Genomic DNA, 16,599 nt, shown 5'->3' with positions numbered 1-16,599 from the left:
GCCTCCCCACCCTTTTTGAAAATTCTATATTTTTATCATGAATGAAAATTACATTCGAGGTAAACTCTTTGAAAAAAACAGAAAAACGGGAGCATAAGCTCCCGCGTTTGGTCGGGGAGGCGGGACTTGAACCCGCGACCTCCAGATCCCGATTCTGGCGCTCTGGCCGTCTGAGCTACTCCCCGGGACCTTTGTTATTATATCATAACCATGGTGATTATAAAGCGGACAATGGTTTAACAACTTAGTCTCTTGACTTTTAATGCTTCTACTGTATAATTCGAAAAGCGTAAAAGAATTTCTGAAGGGGAGTGAAGAACGTGGATTTCAGGTACATTTTGAGGGTGCACATTGATCAGGAGGCCGCTCAGGAAATACTCAAAAACAAGAAGATTCAAAGTCATGCCGAGAAAGTACATAACGAGCTTCATTACGATGGTGACACACTCGTTATTGTTTCAAAACCGGGTCACGACGTGGACGAAGAACTTATAATGTTGGTAATAAGTGCTTATGGGAAACCCGCCAAAGCAGAGGGATATCTTGTAGTCAACGGTAAGGAAAGGAAAGTTTTCGATGGAATGCTGGATCCAAGGAAACCGTTATCTATTCATCAAACAGAAACAGAGAGAAAAACTGAGGAATTTGAAGAGGAAGAAGAAGATTTCGAAGAAGATGAAGATTTCGATCTTTTCAACGAGGAAGATTTTTACGAGGAAGACGAGGAAGACTTCTACGACGAGGAAGACGAGTACTGAGGTGATAACTTGGAGAGGGTGGGAATTGTAGGACTTCCGAATGCAGGGAAATCATCTTTCTTCAATTTCCTAACTGAAAACAACGTTCCTGCGGAAAGTTTCCCTTTTTGTACGATAGAACCAAATGTTGGGATCCTCGTTGTTCCAGACAACAGAATAGAGATATTAGCGAAAAACGAAGGTTCAAAAAAAATAGTTCATCCCTTTGTGGAAATAGTTGATATAGCTGGTCTCGTAAAAGGAGCAAGCAAGGGTGAAGGATTGGGAAATCAATTTCTTGATCATATAAGCAAAGTGGATGTCATAGCTCATGTTGTTCGTATGTTCAACGATGAGAGAGTTTCACATCCTTATCAAAATGTGGATCCAAAAAGAGATATAGAAATAGTGGAAACAGAACTTATATTGAAAGATTTAGAAACCGTGGAGAAACGATTGGAAAAACGCTTCAAAGTAGCAAGGGCAGGAGATAAAGACGCCAGAAGAGAGGTTGAACTTCTAAAGGAACTCAAAGAATTCCTCTCCCAAGGAAAAAGAGCCGCAAAGTTTCCAAGACACGACGAGTTCGAGAAAAATATCGTTCGTTCACTCTTTCTTTTAACGGATAAACCACAAATACTCGTCTTCAACGTTGATGAATTGAACGATGAAAAGAAAAGAACCATAGAGGATATAATTAAAGAGAGGGATGAAGAGTACATTATAATAAATGTGAAACTGGAGGAAGAGTTAAAAGTTCTACCGGAGGAAGAAGCAAAACTTTTTCGTGAGGAATACAATCTCGATGGTGACAAGAAAAAGGAGTTCTTCGAAAAGGTTCTCAAACTTCTCGATCTTATAAGATTTTTAACGGCCACACATAACGAAGCAAAATGCTGGACTGCGAAGCGGGGAACTACCGCTTACGAAGCAGCAGGACTTATTCATAGCGATATACAAAAAGGCTTTGTGAAGGTAGAGGTAATTTCTTTCGAAAAATACCTCGAGTACGGCTCTCTCAAAAAAGCACGTGAATCTGGAGCCGTTGAAACTCATGGAAAAGATTACGTTCTAAGAGAGGGGGATGTGATTCATTTCTTATTCCGTGCTTGATGTTTGGAAAGTCTTCCGCAGCACGCCGTTCACAACGGCTGTTGTATCTTTCCTTCTGGCACAGTTCATAAAATTTTTGATCAAAAGAGACGTGAAAATGTTGAAAAGTTACGGTGGAATGCCCAGTGGTCACGTTGCCACCGTATCTGGTCTTGCTTGGTCACTTGCGCGAAATACGGGTTTCGATTCTCCTTACACTTCGATTGCTTCTATCTTTCTTATAATCGTATTCATGGACGCTATCGTTTTAAGGCCAGCTGTGAAGAAAGATTTGGGGCATAATTTGTTAGAGGCCCTTGCGGGATTGGGATTGGGTATGCTTGTTGCTTATCTTTTTCCGGCGCGTCTTCATCTTTGGTGAGGTGGAGCAATGAAAGAGTACAGAATAAAACCTCGAGAATCAGATCTTTCGTTTCTGAGAGAATTGGACGAAGAGCAAAGAAAGGCAGTTGTTGAGTCGAAGGGAAGATGTATAGTGATAGCGGGTCCAGGTTCGGGGAAGACCCGCGTTATTACTTATAAAATCGCCTATCTTTTGGCGTGTGGAATAGATCCATCCAGAATCATGCTTGTTACGTTTACTCGGGCAGCGGCTAGAGAAATGGTTGAAAGGGCAAAGGCGGTAACGGGAAAGGAACTTTCTAACATGCTCGCGGGTACATTCCATCACGTAAGCAATTATTTTTTGAGGAAATATGCACCCTATGTTGGTTTGGAGAGAAACTATTCTATCTTGGACAGAGAGGACGCAGAAAGCTTGATGAGGCATGCAAGAAGCAAATTTCTTGAAAAGAAAAACAAGGAAGAAAGAAGAAACTTCCCTCAACCTTCGGTTCTCATGTCAATATATTCTTACATGAAGAACACTCTGAAATCTTTGAGAGAAAGTATCATCGTTAAAAATCCAAAGTTTCTCGATCACAAGGAAGAGATAGCGGAAATTTTTGAACTTTACGAACAAGAGAAACGTTCACAAAACGTTGTGGATTACGAAGATCTACTATTCTATGCGTATAGGCTTTTTGAAGAACATGAAGAAATACGTAAGAGAGAAGCTGAAAGATTTCTGTGGATTCTTGTCGATGAGTTTCAGGATACGAATTACGTACAGTACAGGATGATCGAACAATTGTCTTCGAAACACGGTAACATTCTTGCTGTTGGGGATGATGCACAGAGCATTTATTCTTTTCGAGGTGCTAGGTACGAGAATGTGGAAGATTTCATCAAAACACCTGATACCAAAATTTTCAAGATCCAAACAAATTACAGAAGCACAGAGAACATAGTGAAATTCATAAATGCTATGCTTCCATCCAGGTCGGTTCCCAAAGAGTTGAAACCCGTAAAGAAAGATGGAATGAAGCCGGTTGTTGTTAAGACGTGGGACAGATACGAAGAGGCCAGGTTCGTCTCTCAAAGGATATTAGAACTCTTTGAGGAAGGATTCAAACCTGAAGAAATAGCAGTACTGTACAGATCGCATTCTCATTCTTTGGAGCTCCAGATGGAGCTTGCCAGAAGTAAAATAGATTATCGTGTGCTTTCTGGACCGAGGTTCACCGAAAGTGCTCATGTAAAGGATATTCTTGCGTTCCTCAGGATCGTTCAAAATCCGAGAGATAAATCCGCTTGGTTGAGAGCTGCAAAACTTTTCTATGGAATTGGTGACAGGACGGCTTCCAAAATAGCAGATCTTGCGAGTGCTTATGTGGAAGAGGAATTGGATCCTTTCAACGAGTTAAGAAAGGTGAATTTTTCAGGGGAATATACGAAATTCGTGGATATTTTGAACCATTTGAAACAACTAGATCAGCCCGGTGAAATGATCGAGCACGTTCTCTCAACATTCTACGCCGAGTATCTTGAAGCAAGGTATCCAGATTACCGAGAAAGGGAAATGGATATTGAAAGGCTTATCGAGATCGCATCCCGCTACAGAAATTTAGAGGAATTTTTGACAGATCTTGCGGTGACAGAGGATGTGGAGATTCAAAGAGATGTTTTTCAGAGGGAAGGAAAGATTACTTTAACAACTGTTCATCAGGCAAAGGGTCTCGAATGGAGAGTTGTTTTTGTTGTGTCGGTAAATCCGGGTGACTTCCCGAATTATTTTGCGATTGTGGAAGGAAACTTAGATGAAGAAGAAAGAATCTTTTACGTAGCCATAACAAGGGCAAAAGAACACCTTTACATATCCTATCAAATCGCCGGTACTTCTTATCCTTACCGCGGAAACAGATTCATCATGAGAAGCGGAGAAAATTTCATCGATAGAATACCTCCGGATCTCGTGGAAGTGTGGGAAGTGAGATGAATCCAATTAATGTTAACATCACTTGACAAAGGAGTAATTTTTTGTTATGATAAATATGTAGAAAATTTTCTTTAAAATGGTAATTTATGAAAAACTTTTTCTGAGGGGGTGTTTGCTGTGAAAAAGTGGTTGTTTTTGATGGTTCTCTTGATTGTGGCATCTGTTGTATTGGGTAAAGTGAATTTTGCTTCCACTCAGATGACACCAGCTGCAGAGAGGGAGTTCATGCTCAACAAACTCGCTGAATTTTCTAAATCTTCTGGCATCGATGTAGAGTTTCTCAATTTTGAGTATCCACAACTTTTCAGCAGGCTTCAAGCAGAAGTAAGGGCAGGAAAAACCACTTTGAATTTAGTTGCAGACTTACAAGGTAATCTTTACATCATGGCTTCAGAAGGATTGTTGAGCGATCTTAAAGATCTCAAGTTCGAAGGGAAAACTTTCATTGAAACCCTTGAAAGATTCGCATACGTCAACGGTCAAAAGATTTTCATTCCTTGGCTCCAGGCAACTTACGTGATGGCCGTCAACAAGAAGGCGTTCGATTACTTGCCACGCGGCCTTTCGAAGGAAGATGTGATCAAAGGAACGGAGAAATGGACTTATGATGCTCTCCTTGCGTGGGCTAAGAATATCTACGAAAAAACTGGGCAACCTTTACTCGGATTTCCTGTGGGGCCGAAAGGGTTATGGCATAGATTCCTCCATGGTTACATTTATCCGTCTTACACCGGAGCACAGGCTTTGAAATTCGACAGTGTAAGAGCGGTCGAGATGTGGAATTATCTGAAAGAACTCTTCAAATACGTGCATCCTGCCAGTACCACATGGGATGGAATGGCCGATCCACTCCTGAGAGAAGAAGTTTGGATTGCTTGGGATCACACTGCTAGGTTGAAACCCGCCATTGTTGAGAAACCAGACGATTTCGTCGTCGTTCCTGTTCCGAGGGGCCCCATGGGAAGAGGGTACATCATCGTTCTCGTAGGACTTGCCATACCCAAAGGTGCAGATTTCGATGAACCATCTAAAGTGATAGACTTTCTCACTTCTCCAGAAATGCAGGTTGAAATTTTGAAAAACGTCGGATTCTTCCCTGTTGTACAAGAGGCTGCCGGTGCGATTCCTGAGGGAGCTTTGAAAGTTTTGGCACAAGGAGTTATAAATCAATCCGCTGCGAAAGATTCCATCATATCCTTTATACCAAGCTTGGGTCCAAAGAGCGGAGAGTTTACAGAAACCTACAGAATGGCTTTCACAAGGATCGTTTTCCAGGGTGAAGATCCAGCGAAGGTTGTGAAGGAGCTTGGTGAGCGAATCAGACAGATGTTCAAAGAAACAGGAGCGGAACTACCAGAACCAGATGCCAGCCTCTTCTGATAAGCCGGGGCGGGGGCCCCGCCCCTTTCTGGGGGTGTATCATGAGAGGAAAATGGATTCCCTTTCTCCTTATATTGCCGGCAATTTTGTATCTTCTGCTTTTGATGGGTTACCCACTCTTCGAGACATTTAGGTTGGCCTTCACGAGCAACGAAGGTGTTTTTGGAAACTTCAAGAGATTGGTGGAAAGTGGACAATTTTGGAACGCGATGAAGAATACTCTCCTCTTGACAGTGGTGATAGTTCCTATTCAGCTGATTCTCGCCTTGGGGCTTGCTCTTTTTGTGAATAAAAAATTCAAGGGTTACACAACAATTCTCTATTTCATAGCTATTCCTCTTGCGTTGAGTGATGTGACAGCGGCACTCATGAGCTATACCATCTTTTCACCGAATGGTTACATCAACAAGATTTTGATGAACTTTCATTTGATAGAAAGACCCATATACTTTTTCGGATATCTGTTCAAAAACAGAGAATTCTGGGTAGTGGCTCTTACGGAAGTGTGGAGAGCAACACCTCTTGTGTTCATCATTATTCTTGCGGGTCTTCAATCGATAAACAAAGAATACTTGGAAGCAGCTGATTTGTTTGGATTCTCGAAATGGAAAAAATTTACAAAGATCATCTTACCCCTTCTCAAACCTTCAATCATGTCTGCCCTCCTTTTGAGAACTCTTTTTGCATTTCAAATATTCGGTGTCGTATGGTTGCTTGCTGGAAGAGATATTCCCGTTCTTGCGGGGGAAACATATTATTGGTATACCTTCATGAACGATCCCAACATGGCGAGTGCGTATGCTTTGGTGATAGCCCTCGTTACGATCATCGTTAGTTGGTTTTACATCACGTTCCTCAGAGCAAAACACCTAGAGGGGGCGCGATGATGAAAAAATTCCTCATAATTTTTCTTTCGGTTATTATTTCTCTGTGGTTTTTGACACCAGTTTTTTTCATCGTTTTGGCATCTCTCACACCATCTTCCGATTATTACAATCCAACCAAGATATTTCCCAGTAGACTCACGCTGGAACATCTTTACAAACTTTTTGTCACCTTAGGTGGTGGTAAAGCTACTTTGGTGAGTATAGAAGTAGCTCTTATCTCGATAGGAGTTTCTTTCCTATTGGGGCTTCCCGCAGGTTATGCTTTGACGCGCTACATTTTCCCAGGGAAAAACATTATCAGGCTTTCCATGCTCATGACGAGGTCTATTCCTCTCATAGTAATTGCTGTCCCTCTCGTTGTTCTTTACATGAGGTTGAATCTCGCCGATACCACTCTTGGAGTAGCTCTTGCACATGCTTCGATGATACTTCCGTTTGTTGTTTTGATCACATCCAGTGTGTTTTCTGGGATCTCTGTTGAATACGAAGAAGCAGGGATGGTTTTCGGATTGAGTCGTTTTCAAGCTTTTCTGAGGATCACACTGCCTTTGGCACTTCCAGGACTCGCTGCTTCTGCTATATTTGCTTTCATCATGTCTTGGAACGAGGTGTTCGCCGCTTCCATACTAACTCTCACGAACAGGACACTTCCTGCACACATTCTGAACACGGCAATGGCATCACCCGACTACTTCAAATTCGCTGCAGGAACGATCATGGCAATACCTGCCATGGTGTTTATCTTCTTCATAAGAAAGTATCTTGTGAGTATGTGGGGAATTACCCTGAAATGAGAGGTGATTTGAATTGGCACGGGTAAGAATAGAGAGCGTAAAGAAATATTTCGGAAATGTGAAAGCTCTCGATGGAATAGATCTCATTGTGAACGAAGGGGAGTTCCTCGTGCTCCTAGGTCCTTCTGGATGTGGGAAAACCACTCTCCTTCGCTGTATAGCAGGGCTAGAACAGGTAACTGATGGAAAAATTTTCTTCGACGATCGTGAAGTGACTAACCTCGCTCCTAAAGATAGAAATATTTCTATGGTTTTCCAGAGTTACGCGGTATGGCCTCACATGAAGGTGCGTGACAACATTGCCTACCCTTTGAAACTCAAGAAGGTTCCGAAGGAGGAAATAGAGAAAAAAGTACATTGGGCCGCGGATCTTTTACATATCTCGGAGCTCCTCGACAGGTATCCTGCTCAACTTTCAGGGGGACAGAGGCAGAGAGTGGCAGTCGCCCGAGCCATTGTTCACGAACCGGAAGTTCTTTTAATGGATGAACCTCTCTCTAACCTAGACGCGCTTCTTCGTGTAAAGATGCGGAGTGAGTTGAAAAAACTTCAAGAGAGAATTGGTGTCACAACAATTTATGTCACACACGATCAAACAGAAGCGATGACCATGGGAGATAGGATTGCCGTAATGAATCAAGGTAAACTACAGCAAGTAGGAACTCCTTCTGAAATTTATCATCATCCTGTGAATATCTTCGTTGCTGGATTCGTTGGATCTCCACAAATGAACTTTTTGGAAATGACAGTGAAATCCGAAGGAACGAAGATTCTACTCCATAAAGATGGAATCGATATACCGGTGAAATCAGATCCAAAAGTAAAGCAAGTTGTTATGGGAATCAGACCGGAGAACATATATCTTGAAGAAAAGCCCAACACTGTAAAGCTAACTGGTGAAATTTATTTCGCCGAGAAACTAATGTCGGATACGATTCTTCATATCAACATAGGGAACGACAAAATCGTTGCTAAGATCCCTGGAGACGTTGATTTCAAGAGTGGTGAAAAGATATCGTTCTTTCTCGATCTTGGACGTCTTCATCTCTTCCATCCTAAAACTGGGGAGAGAATCTTATGAAAGCAAAAGTGATCGTGCACAATCACTGGGATAGAGAATGGTTTGCGACAGAAGATATAACTTCTTCTTGGTTGAAAGAAGTATTCATCAAAGTGAAGGATCTCTGTGAGAAGAATCCTCAGTTCACCTATGTAATGGATGGCCAGACTGCGGTAATAGAGGATTTGCTTATAGCGAATCCGGAATTGGGAGAGGATCTCAGAAAACTTGTTGAAACAGGGAGGATACTCATCGGACCTTATTATATTCAAATCGACTGGAGGATACCAGGAGAATCGGCAATATTGAAAAATTTGGAACTCGGAGTCAAGGAGGCTGAACGTTTTGGAAAGTGCATGAAGGTAGGGTGGCTTCTTGATAACTTCGGTCACGTTTCCCAGGAGCCACAAATCCATAGGTTATTTGGAATAAACAAGGTTTTCCTTTGGCGAGGAGTTTCTTTTCCAGAAGATAACATTTCACAGGAATTTATCTGGAAAGGAAGTGATGGTTCAGCTGTTCAAGCAATCTTTCTCATTGGTGGATACAGAAACTTATACAACTTGAAAGAAACGAGAGATATAGCAGATAAAAGGTTGAAGCATGAGATAAAAAAACTCGAGAAGTTTTCAAAATCCGATGAAATCCTCCTCTTGGACGGCTACGATATAGATCTTTCACCAGAAGATCCGAGTGAATATGTGAACGTTGAACTTGCTACTCCTGAAAGTTTCCCAGAGAAATTTCCAAACAATGTTTCCGTACTCTTCGGGGAACTTCTTTCTGGAAGATACGCCTGCACTTTTCCTGGAACACTTTCCACAAGAGTCTACTTGAAGCTCGAAAGCGATCTGGTTGAAAAGCTTTTAAAGACAAATGATCTGCTCTCTGTTTTGAATGGTGAAGATGTACAGGAAGTTCTGTGGAGAGATTTTCTCAAAACGCTTGCACACGACAACATTTGTGGTGTCTGTGTGGATAAGGTTCATGAGAACATGGACAGAACGTACAGAAGGCTGTACTTTTATCTAAAGGGATCCATAGAAGAAAAAATGAAAAAACTTGCTTCGAAATCGAATCTAGAAAAAGGGCTTTATGTGTTTTCTCTTTCTCCCTTCGATTATGATCACTGGTACTGTGATGGCGAAAGAACTTTACCATTGAAAACCAGTGGAGTTGGGTTTTTCAAAGTAGTTTCGCTCGATGAACGAGAAGAAAGTGAAAAAGAACTTTCATGGAAAAACGACTATTACGAGGCTTATTTTGAGAAAGATGGAGTACTTGTTTTAAATGGAAAGAGATTGGGAATCTTAAAGCTTTTTGAAGAAAAAGGAGACACTTACACAACTTCCACTGAAGAGACAGATTTTTCTGTTTCCCTGAAAAAAATCGGGATCATCTTGAGAACGAGTCGTTCGATGGTAGTAGAAATGGAAAGAATCGTTGATTCACACTCGAGCCATATTGAAACGAGAGAAAGAATTATCTTCGATGAAACTCCCCTTGTAAAATGGAACGTGACTTTGATCACGAAAGGGAAAAACTACAAGCTCTCCATTATATACGAGACGGGACAAGGGAAGATCTTATCGAAGATGCCTTTCGATGTGGTGGAAAGAGCCAAGGAAGACGATTATCTGCTTCCAGAAGTGCTTCCAGAGAATCTGAGAGGAATTCTTCTTGCAGCGAGAGAGACGGGGGCAGTTAGAGAGTTCCCTTTCCAGGGATTCATAGCCTTGTACGATGGGAAGTTTGCAAGATCTATCTTAGCTCAAGGTTTGAGAGAATATTGGGTAGAGGAAGGAAAGGTAAATGTGACACTCGTGAGATCCGTTGAATGGATCGCAAAAGATGTGAAAAATCGAATAGGAGATGCTGGGCCTTTGATGTATGTGCCCGGTGCAAAATGTGAAGGAACCTTTTCTGTGAAACTCGCCTTTATGGAAATCCCATTTCATCCAAGAAGTAAAGAGTTTTTCAGGTGGTATTCCCTTTTTGAAAATCCCCCCCTTCTTTTGGATGTCAAGGCAGGTGGAAACGAAAAAGAAGGGGTATTCTTCAAATCGGAACTACCGTGGATCGGTGTAAAAGATAGAGACTTCTTGTGGGTCTACAATCCCTATCTCGAAGAAGTAGATGGTACAAAGCCGCTTCAGATATCAAGCAGAAGGGTGCATGTACTATCGAAAAAAGAAGGGAGATCGAACGTTTTCTTTCTGAACTTTCCGAAGTTTCCGGTTCTAAACATTACATCAAAACCAGAAGAGGATGTTTTAAACACTTTAAAAGATATGATCTCAAAACTCGATGAAGAAATTTCTGAACTTGCAAAAGAAACTGATCCAAAATCAGTTCATCGTTATCTTTCTCTTACTAGAACAAAAAAGGAAATAGAGCTTTCGTTGCTGTATCTCCAAGATGTGAAAGAAAAGGCAAGAGAATTGAATGAGTTTCGAATGAGAAGAAGAACCTATGACTACGTGTTGGAGCTTCTAGAAAGTGAGGAGAAAGCATGAAGATCGCGTTGCTCCATTATCGTGGAGGCCTCATGGATGGAGTTTCATTAGAAATGGAGAAATGGAGGAGAGTTCTCACAAAGATGGGTCATGAAGTTGACATAGTTGCTGGCAACGAAAAGGAAGGTGTGGATGTTGTTGTAAAAGAAATCGGATTTGAAAATCCAGATTTTGAAACGGTGAATCGGAATTTCTTTGGAGGGATAGAAGATTTCGCTGATGAGAGATCATTCATGGATTTTCTTAAAGGAAAGGAGGAGGAGCTTTTTCAGATTTTGGATAAAAAACTTATAGATTACGATCTCGTTGTACCGAACAATGTCTGGTCTCTGGGGCTTTTCCCTCCTTTAGGACTCGCACTTGCAAGATTGGACAAAAGATTTATTGCTCATCATCATGATTTTTGGTGGGAAAGAAATCACTTGATTCCGAAAAACGAAAAGATGAAAAGCATTCTAGAAAGATACTTCCCTCCTGATTTGCCGAACATAAAACACATTGTCATAAACACGATTGCTCAAAAGGAGTTGAAGAGACGAAGAAATATCGATTCAATTGTGGTACCGAATGTGATGGATTTTAGCAAACCGATCACATCGGAAAAAATGTATCGAGTTGTGAGAGAGGATTTTCAAATAAAACCTGGAACAATTGTGGCACTTCAAGCAACCAGAATAGATAGAAGGAAGGCAATAGAACTTTCAATAGACCTAGTTTCAACATTGAGGGAGAAACTAGTTATGAGGAGGGGTGAACGTCTCTACAATGGGGACCTTTTCAATGGCGAAGTAATCCTCGTATTCTCTGGAATATGTGAGGATGAATTGTACCTTGAGGAACTCTTAGAATACGCTTCTTCAAAGAACGTTCCTTTTATGGTTTTGAGTTACGAAGTGAAAAAAGATACTACGCTCTTTTGGAAACTTTACAACGTTGCCGATTTCGTTACTTATCCATCTATTCTCGAAGGATGGGGAAATCAACTTCTTGAAGCAATGGTTGCGAAGAAACCTATCGTTTTGTTCGAGTACGAGGTATTCAAATCAGACATAAAACCCTCAGGTTTGAAATACGCGAGTTTAGGAGATAGATATTGGAGAGAGAAAGAGTTTGTGAGGGTCGAGAAAAGTGTTCTAACGAAAGCAGCTGATGATCTTTCTCAAATACTGTTCGATTCCATCCTTTACAGAAACATAGTGGAACACAATTTCGAGATTGGAAAAAAACATTTCAGTTTGGAAAGATTGGAGAAAATCTTAGCCGAGGAGGTATTAACATGAAGATCGTTGTGGGAATACCGAGTTATAACAACGTAGAAACCATTTCTCACGTTGCAAAAACAGCTGCCAAGGGTATTGTGGATTTCTTCGATGGCAACGGCATGATTGTTAACTCTGATGGAGGATCATCCGACGGTACGCGAGAAAGGTTTATGGAAACAGATACTTTCGGTGTTCCAAAAGAAAGTTTTATATACGAAGGAATATCAGGGAAGGGCAGTGCCATGAAAGCTATCATGGAGTTTGCATTAAGACACAATGCGGAAGCAGTTGTTTTCTTGGATTCTGATCTCAGAAGTGTAAAACCTTGGTGGGTTGAGAGACTCGCAGGACCTATCTTGAGAAAAGAAGCAGACTACGTGACACCTTTTTACCTAAGGCACAGATTTGATGGAACGATCACGAATAATGTTTGTTTCCCTATGACAGCCGTTCTCTATGGGAAGAAGGTGAGGCAACCAATCGGCGGCGATTTCGGTGTTGGAAGGAATTTGTTGGAGATATATTTGAGTAAGCCAAAAGAGATATGGGAAACAGATGTAGCAAGATTCGGTATCGACATATGGATGACAACAACCGCTATAAACGAGTCCGGCAAAGTGATTCAAGCAGCTCTTGGTGCGAAAATTCATGATGTCAAAGATCCGGGGAAGCATTTGAAAGGTATGTTTCTTCAAGTGGTGGGGACTCTTTTTGAACTCATGATCATTTATGAGAACAAATGGAAGGATGTGTGGAAGATAGAAGATGTTACCATTTATGGGGAGACACCGGAAGAAGAGGTGCCGCCGATGGAAATCAACATCGAAAATTTGAAGAAACTTGCAAGAGAAAGTGTTGTAAATTTGGATTACGTAGACGAAGAAATTGTTTCCGAGGTGAGGAAAACAGGAACATTGAGTCTCCCTTCATGGACTGATGTGTTGTTCAAAAGTGCAATTCGTTACAGAGAAACAAGGGATAAACGAGTAATCGAGGAGCTCTTACCTTTTTACTTTGCGCGAACTGCTTCTTTTGCCGAAGAGGTAAAATCTCTATCCGATGAAGAAGCCGAAAAACGTGTCTATGGACAGCTCGATGTATTCTTGGAAAAGAAAAAGTTCCTTAAGGAGGAATGGGGATTTGAAAATAAAAGATAGGATATTGAACATCTACACTCAGTTTAGCCCCGCCGAGCGAAAAGTAGCAGATTACATCCTCGATAAACCAGATGATGTCATTCATTATTCGATCACGGAGTTTGCAAAGATAGTAGGTGTGAGTGAAACAACGGTGCACAGGGTGATAAAGAAGTTGGATTTCGAAGGTTATCAAACCTTCAAAATTTCTCTTGCTAGAGAACTGAGCGGAATCGAAGAATCCCTCGAAAAACATGATTTCATAGATGAGGAAATCGAAATTTTGAAACGTTTGAAAGAGACTCTAGATATTAAGAACGTGGAAAAAGCAGTAAATTGGATTATTGCCGCTCGGCGGGTACTTTTCTTCGGGGTAGGACTTTCTGGGGTAGTATCGGAGTACGCCAGTTTGAAATTCGCTCTTTTGGGATTCTCCACATTCTTCTCTAACGATCCACATGTGCAAGTAATAGAAGCGGTAAATTTGAGCAACAAGGATGTGGTAATTTCTATCAGCCACACTGGAAACATTCGAGATACTGTGAAATCCACTCAAGTTGCGAAAGACATGGGAGCAAGAACAATCGCCATCACAACTAATCCCGCCTCCGAACTTGCCAAAGTTGCCCACCTTGTGCTCCAAAGTCCACCCGTTAAGTACGAAACCTACGAATTCCTAAGAGAAAACATAGGTGAAATTGCGGTTGTGGATGTGTTGTTCAAAGAGACCTTTCAAAAGATCTATCAAGACAGGAAAAAGCACTTCGAAAACTTGGAAGGTGTTTTCAAACCGAAGAAATTTTAAGACTTTGTGTACTAATTCGAAAATACTCCTCCATAGCCGCTTTTGATTCTAGAAGACGATAAAATTCGCTCTAATCATAGGAGGATAGTATGATTCTTAGTAGGAGGAATGCTTATGAGTAGAATTATGTTCATTTTATTGGCCATGACGATCTCGTTTACCCTGTTTTCAAACGATGAATTTGTGAGAGTGAAAAATGGACGCTTCTTTTTAAATGGTCAAGATTTTCGCTTCATCGGAAGCAATAATTACTACATGCATTACAAGAGTAGCAACATGATAGACAACGTCCTTGAGAGTGCAAAAGATATGGGAATAAAAGTTCTTAGAATTTGGGGATTCCTCGATGGAGAAAACTATTGTCGTGAGAAGAATACCTATATGCACCCCGCCCCTGGTGTTTTTGGGATCCCAGAGAATATATCTGGAGTTCAAGACGGTTTCGAACGCTTGGATTACACTATTAAGAGAGCAAAAGAGCTGGGAATAAAGCTTATTGTTGTACTTGTAAACAATTGGGATGATTTTGGAGGGATGAATCAATATGTTAAATGGTTAAATGGAAGGCATCATGATGATTTCTATAGAGATAAAAATATAAAAGAAGAATACAAAAGGTACGTTTCGTACATCGTAAACAGGGTGAACATCTACACTGGGATTCCTTATAAGGATGAACCAACAATCATGGCATGGGAACTGGCGAACGAACCGAGATGCGAAACTGATAAGTCCGGAGAAACGCTTGTAGAATGGGTTAAGGAAATGAGCGCTTATATAAAAAATTTGGATCCGAACCATCTTGTAGCAATAGGGGATGAAGGCTTCTTCAACAACTATGAAGGGTTCGAACCTTACGATGGAGAAGCGGGATGGACTTACAGTGGCTGGTCAGGTGTCGACTGGAAGAAACTCCTTGAGATCGAAACCATAGACTTTGGAACTTTCCACCTTTATCCGTCGCATTGGGGTGTGAAACCTGAAAACTACGCCCAGTGGGGAGCAAAGTGGATAGAGGATCACATAAAGATAGCGAAAAAATTAGGGAAACCAGTTGTTCTGGAGGAATACGGGATTCCAAAATCTGCACCTGTTGATAGAGTGGCTGTTTACAAATTATGGAATGATGTCATATACGACCTTGGAGGAGATGGTGCGATGTTTTGGTTTTTGGCTGGTGTTGGAGAAGGGAGAGATAAGGACGAAAGAGGGTATTATCCAGATTATGATGGTTTTAGAATCGTGAACGATGATTCTGAAGAAGCTGCACTTTTCAGGAATTACACGAGGTTGTTCAGCGACGGTGAAAGCGTAAGAGAAAATACTGCTTTATTCGTTATACCAAAAAATGAAGCAGAACTCAAGGGAAAGGTGAAAGTGCGAGTGGCAATTTTCGATTACAATGGTTCACTTAAAAGCTTTGTTGTAAAGATAGGAGAACGAGTTTTCACAGATGATCAAATGAAAGCTTTAGGATACGGAATATATGGGATCACTTTCGATACAACTCAACTTCTCGACGGTGAGTACGAATTGTTTCTCAAAGCTAGCTTTGGTGGAGATGTTGCGGCTGATACCGTTGGCGTAAAAATTGTAAACAAAGCACGGTACGTTCTCTTAGAAAAAGTGGATTTTTCTAATCCTGATGAAATAAAGAAATGGTGGAATAGTGGAACTTGGCAGGCAGAATTTGAAAAGCCTGATATCGAGTGGAGCAACGTGATTGGAGAAGGATCGTTGAGAGTAAACGTAAAGTTGTCTGGTAAGAACGATTGGGAAGAAGTGAGAGTGGCTAGAAACTTCGAAGATCTCTTTGAATGTGAAATTCTTGAGTACGATATTTATATTCCAGATCTGGAAGATCTCTCCGGGAGGCTGAGACCATATGCCGTTCTGAATCCGGGTTGGGTGAAAATAGGACTCGATAAAAACATCATGAATTACAAAGGAGGAAAGATTGTTTTGTTCAACGGACAGAGATTCAGAAAGTTCCATGTAAAAATCGAATTCAACAGGGTTTCCGGCGTAAAAGAACTCCACATAGGTGTTGTAGGAGATCATTTGAAATACGAAGGGCCCATTTACATCGATAACATCCGTCTTTACAAAAAGGGGAGGTAAAGGAATGAAAGTTTTTTGTTGAGAGCCTTCCTATTCCTCTGTGGAAGTCATACAAGTTCGATATGAAATCGTAAAGAAAATCCGATTTTAGAAGAGAATCCTCACAAAGAGTGCCAAAGTTTTCAACTCGGCTGTTACAACAAAGGTGCAAACTGTGAAATAGAAACAATAGAAACAGAAGAGGAGTAGATCTGGAAGGATTATGTGTTGCGGGGCAGTTGATACCTGTGTTGTTCTCGCCTCCGGATAGTTGAAATCATGGATCTAATAAAAAAACATAGCAAATTGCCAAGAGTTAAATTTTTACCAGCGCTTGTTCCCTTCTCTGTAAGGATCTACACAAGCAAGTCATTCCGTTTAGCATGCCATTTTCTAACTTCTATGTCTGTATTGTTCTCTACTCAAGCCTCCGAAATTGATATAAGTTTCTCAAATGTTCGCGAACCGGTAATTGCGTTTGGTGTGGCAGTT

General features: G+C 41.1%; 13 protein-coding genes and 1 tRNA gene. 13 read left to right on the top strand and 1 reads right to left on the bottom strand.

The window, feature by feature from the left end:
- Positions 1 to 108: 108 nt before the first annotated feature.
- A tRNA-Pro gene (locus AS005_RS01320) sits at positions 109 to 185 on the bottom strand.
- Positions 186 to 320: 135 nt separating this feature from the next.
- Here AS005_RS01320 and AS005_RS01315 point away from each other — a divergent pair.
- The 13 genes from AS005_RS01315 to AS005_RS01255 all read left to right on the top strand — a co-directional run bounded on the left by AS005_RS01315 (position 321) and on the right by AS005_RS01255 (position 16,128).
- Positions 321 to 758, top strand: coding sequence for a hypothetical protein (locus AS005_RS01315; RefSeq protein WP_101509892.1), 438 nt, complete (start codon positions 321 to 323; stop codon positions 756 to 758).
- Positions 759 to 767: 9 nt separating this feature from the next.
- A complete protein-coding gene (gene ychF, locus AS005_RS01310; RefSeq protein WP_199203795.1) occupies positions 768 to 1,850 on the top strand; it encodes a redox-regulated ATPase YchF in 1,083 nt (360 codons plus the stop codon).
- Complete coding sequence (locus AS005_RS01305) at positions 1,843 to 2,211, top strand: divergent PAP2 family protein (protein WP_101509891.1); 369 nt, start codon at positions 1,843 to 1,845, stop codon at positions 2,209 to 2,211. The genes ychF and AS005_RS01305 overlap by 8 nt, the downstream gene beginning before the upstream one ends.
- A 9-nt stretch (positions 2,212 to 2,220) precedes the next feature.
- Positions 2,221 to 4,167, top strand: coding sequence for an ATP-dependent helicase (locus AS005_RS01300; protein WP_101509890.1), 1,947 nt, complete (start codon positions 2,221 to 2,223; stop codon positions 4,165 to 4,167).
- A 117-nt stretch (positions 4,168 to 4,284) separates the two neighbouring features.
- Complete coding sequence (locus AS005_RS01295; RefSeq protein WP_199203794.1) at positions 4,285 to 5,547, top strand: ABC transporter substrate-binding protein; 1,263 nt, start codon at positions 4,285 to 4,287, stop codon at positions 5,545 to 5,547.
- Between the two features lie 41 nt (positions 5,548 to 5,588).
- Positions 5,589 to 6,434: a carbohydrate ABC transporter permease gene (locus AS005_RS01290; RefSeq protein WP_101509889.1), complete on the top strand. Its 846-nt coding sequence runs from the start codon at positions 5,589 to 5,591 to the stop codon at positions 6,432 to 6,434.
- Positions 6,431 to 7,228: a carbohydrate ABC transporter permease gene (locus AS005_RS01285; protein ID WP_101509888.1), complete on the top strand. Its 798-nt coding sequence runs from the start codon at positions 6,431 to 6,433 to the stop codon at positions 7,226 to 7,228. The genes AS005_RS01290 and AS005_RS01285 overlap by 4 nt, the downstream gene beginning before the upstream one ends.
- A gap of 13 nt (positions 7,229 to 7,241) precedes the next feature.
- Positions 7,242 to 8,309: an ABC transporter ATP-binding protein gene (locus AS005_RS01280; protein WP_101509887.1), complete on the top strand. Its 1,068-nt coding sequence runs from the start codon at positions 7,242 to 7,244 to the stop codon at positions 8,307 to 8,309.
- On the top strand, positions 8,306 to 10,804 hold the full coding sequence (locus AS005_RS01275; protein WP_101509886.1) for an alpha-mannosidase: 2,499 nt from the start codon (positions 8,306 to 8,308) through the stop codon (positions 10,802 to 10,804). The genes AS005_RS01280 and AS005_RS01275 overlap by 4 nt, the downstream gene beginning before the upstream one ends.
- Entirely contained in the window at positions 10,801 to 12,084 is a 1,284-nt protein-coding gene (gene mggS / locus AS005_RS01270) for a mannosylglucosylglycerate synthase (RefSeq protein ID WP_101509885.1), read from the top strand. The genes AS005_RS01275 and mggS overlap by 4 nt, the downstream gene beginning before the upstream one ends.
- Positions 12,081 to 13,223 (top strand): glycosyltransferase, encoded by a 1,143-nt coding sequence (locus AS005_RS01265; protein ID WP_101509884.1) that lies wholly within the window; start codon positions 12,081 to 12,083, stop codon positions 13,221 to 13,223. Before mggS ends, AS005_RS01265 begins: the two co-directional genes overlap by 4 nt.
- Entirely contained in the window at positions 13,207 to 14,007 is an 801-nt protein-coding gene (locus tag AS005_RS01260; RefSeq protein WP_101509883.1) for a MurR/RpiR family transcriptional regulator, read from the top strand. Before AS005_RS01265 ends, AS005_RS01260 begins: the two co-directional genes overlap by 17 nt.
- Positions 14,008 to 14,121: 114 nt before the next feature.
- Positions 14,122 to 16,128 carry a cellulase family glycosylhydrolase gene (locus tag AS005_RS01255; RefSeq protein ID WP_101509882.1) on the top strand — a complete coding sequence of 669 codons (2,007 nt, stop codon included), beginning with the start codon at positions 14,122 to 14,124 and terminating at the stop codon, positions 16,126 to 16,128.
- Positions 16,129 to 16,599 lie beyond the last annotated feature (471 nt).

It is taken from the genome of Thermotoga sp. KOL6, from assembly GCF_002866025.1.
Taxonomy (GTDB): Bacteria; Thermotogota; Thermotogae; order Thermotogales; family Thermotogaceae; genus Thermotoga.
Note: the sequence above shows the minus strand (reverse complement) of the source record. Positions and strands in the feature narration are given on the sequence as shown.

Excerpts from the sequence above, each read along its gene's own strand:
- AS005_RS01300 (WP_101509890.1), top strand. The coding sequence starts at position 2,221 with ATGAAAGAGTACAGAATAAAACCTCGAGAATCAGATCTTTCGTTTCTG.
- AS005_RS01290 (WP_101509889.1), top strand. The coding sequence starts at position 5,589 with ATGAGAGGAAAATGGATTCCCTTTCTCCTTATATTGCCGGCAATTTTG.
- AS005_RS01285 (WP_101509888.1), top strand. The coding sequence starts at position 6,431 with ATGATGAAAAAATTCCTCATAATTTTTCTTTCGGTTATTATTTCTCTG.
- AS005_RS01275 (WP_101509886.1), top strand. The coding sequence starts at position 8,306 with ATGAAAGCAAAAGTGATCGTGCACAATCACTGGGATAGAGAATGGTTT.
- mggS (WP_101509885.1), top strand. The coding sequence starts at position 10,801 with ATGAAGATCGCGTTGCTCCATTATCGTGGAGGCCTCATGGATGGAGTT.
- AS005_RS01265 (WP_101509884.1), top strand. The coding sequence starts at position 12,081 with ATGAAGATCGTTGTGGGAATACCGAGTTATAACAACGTAGAAACCATT.
- AS005_RS01255 (WP_101509882.1), top strand. The coding sequence starts at position 14,122 with ATGAGTAGAATTATGTTCATTTTATTGGCCATGACGATCTCGTTTACC.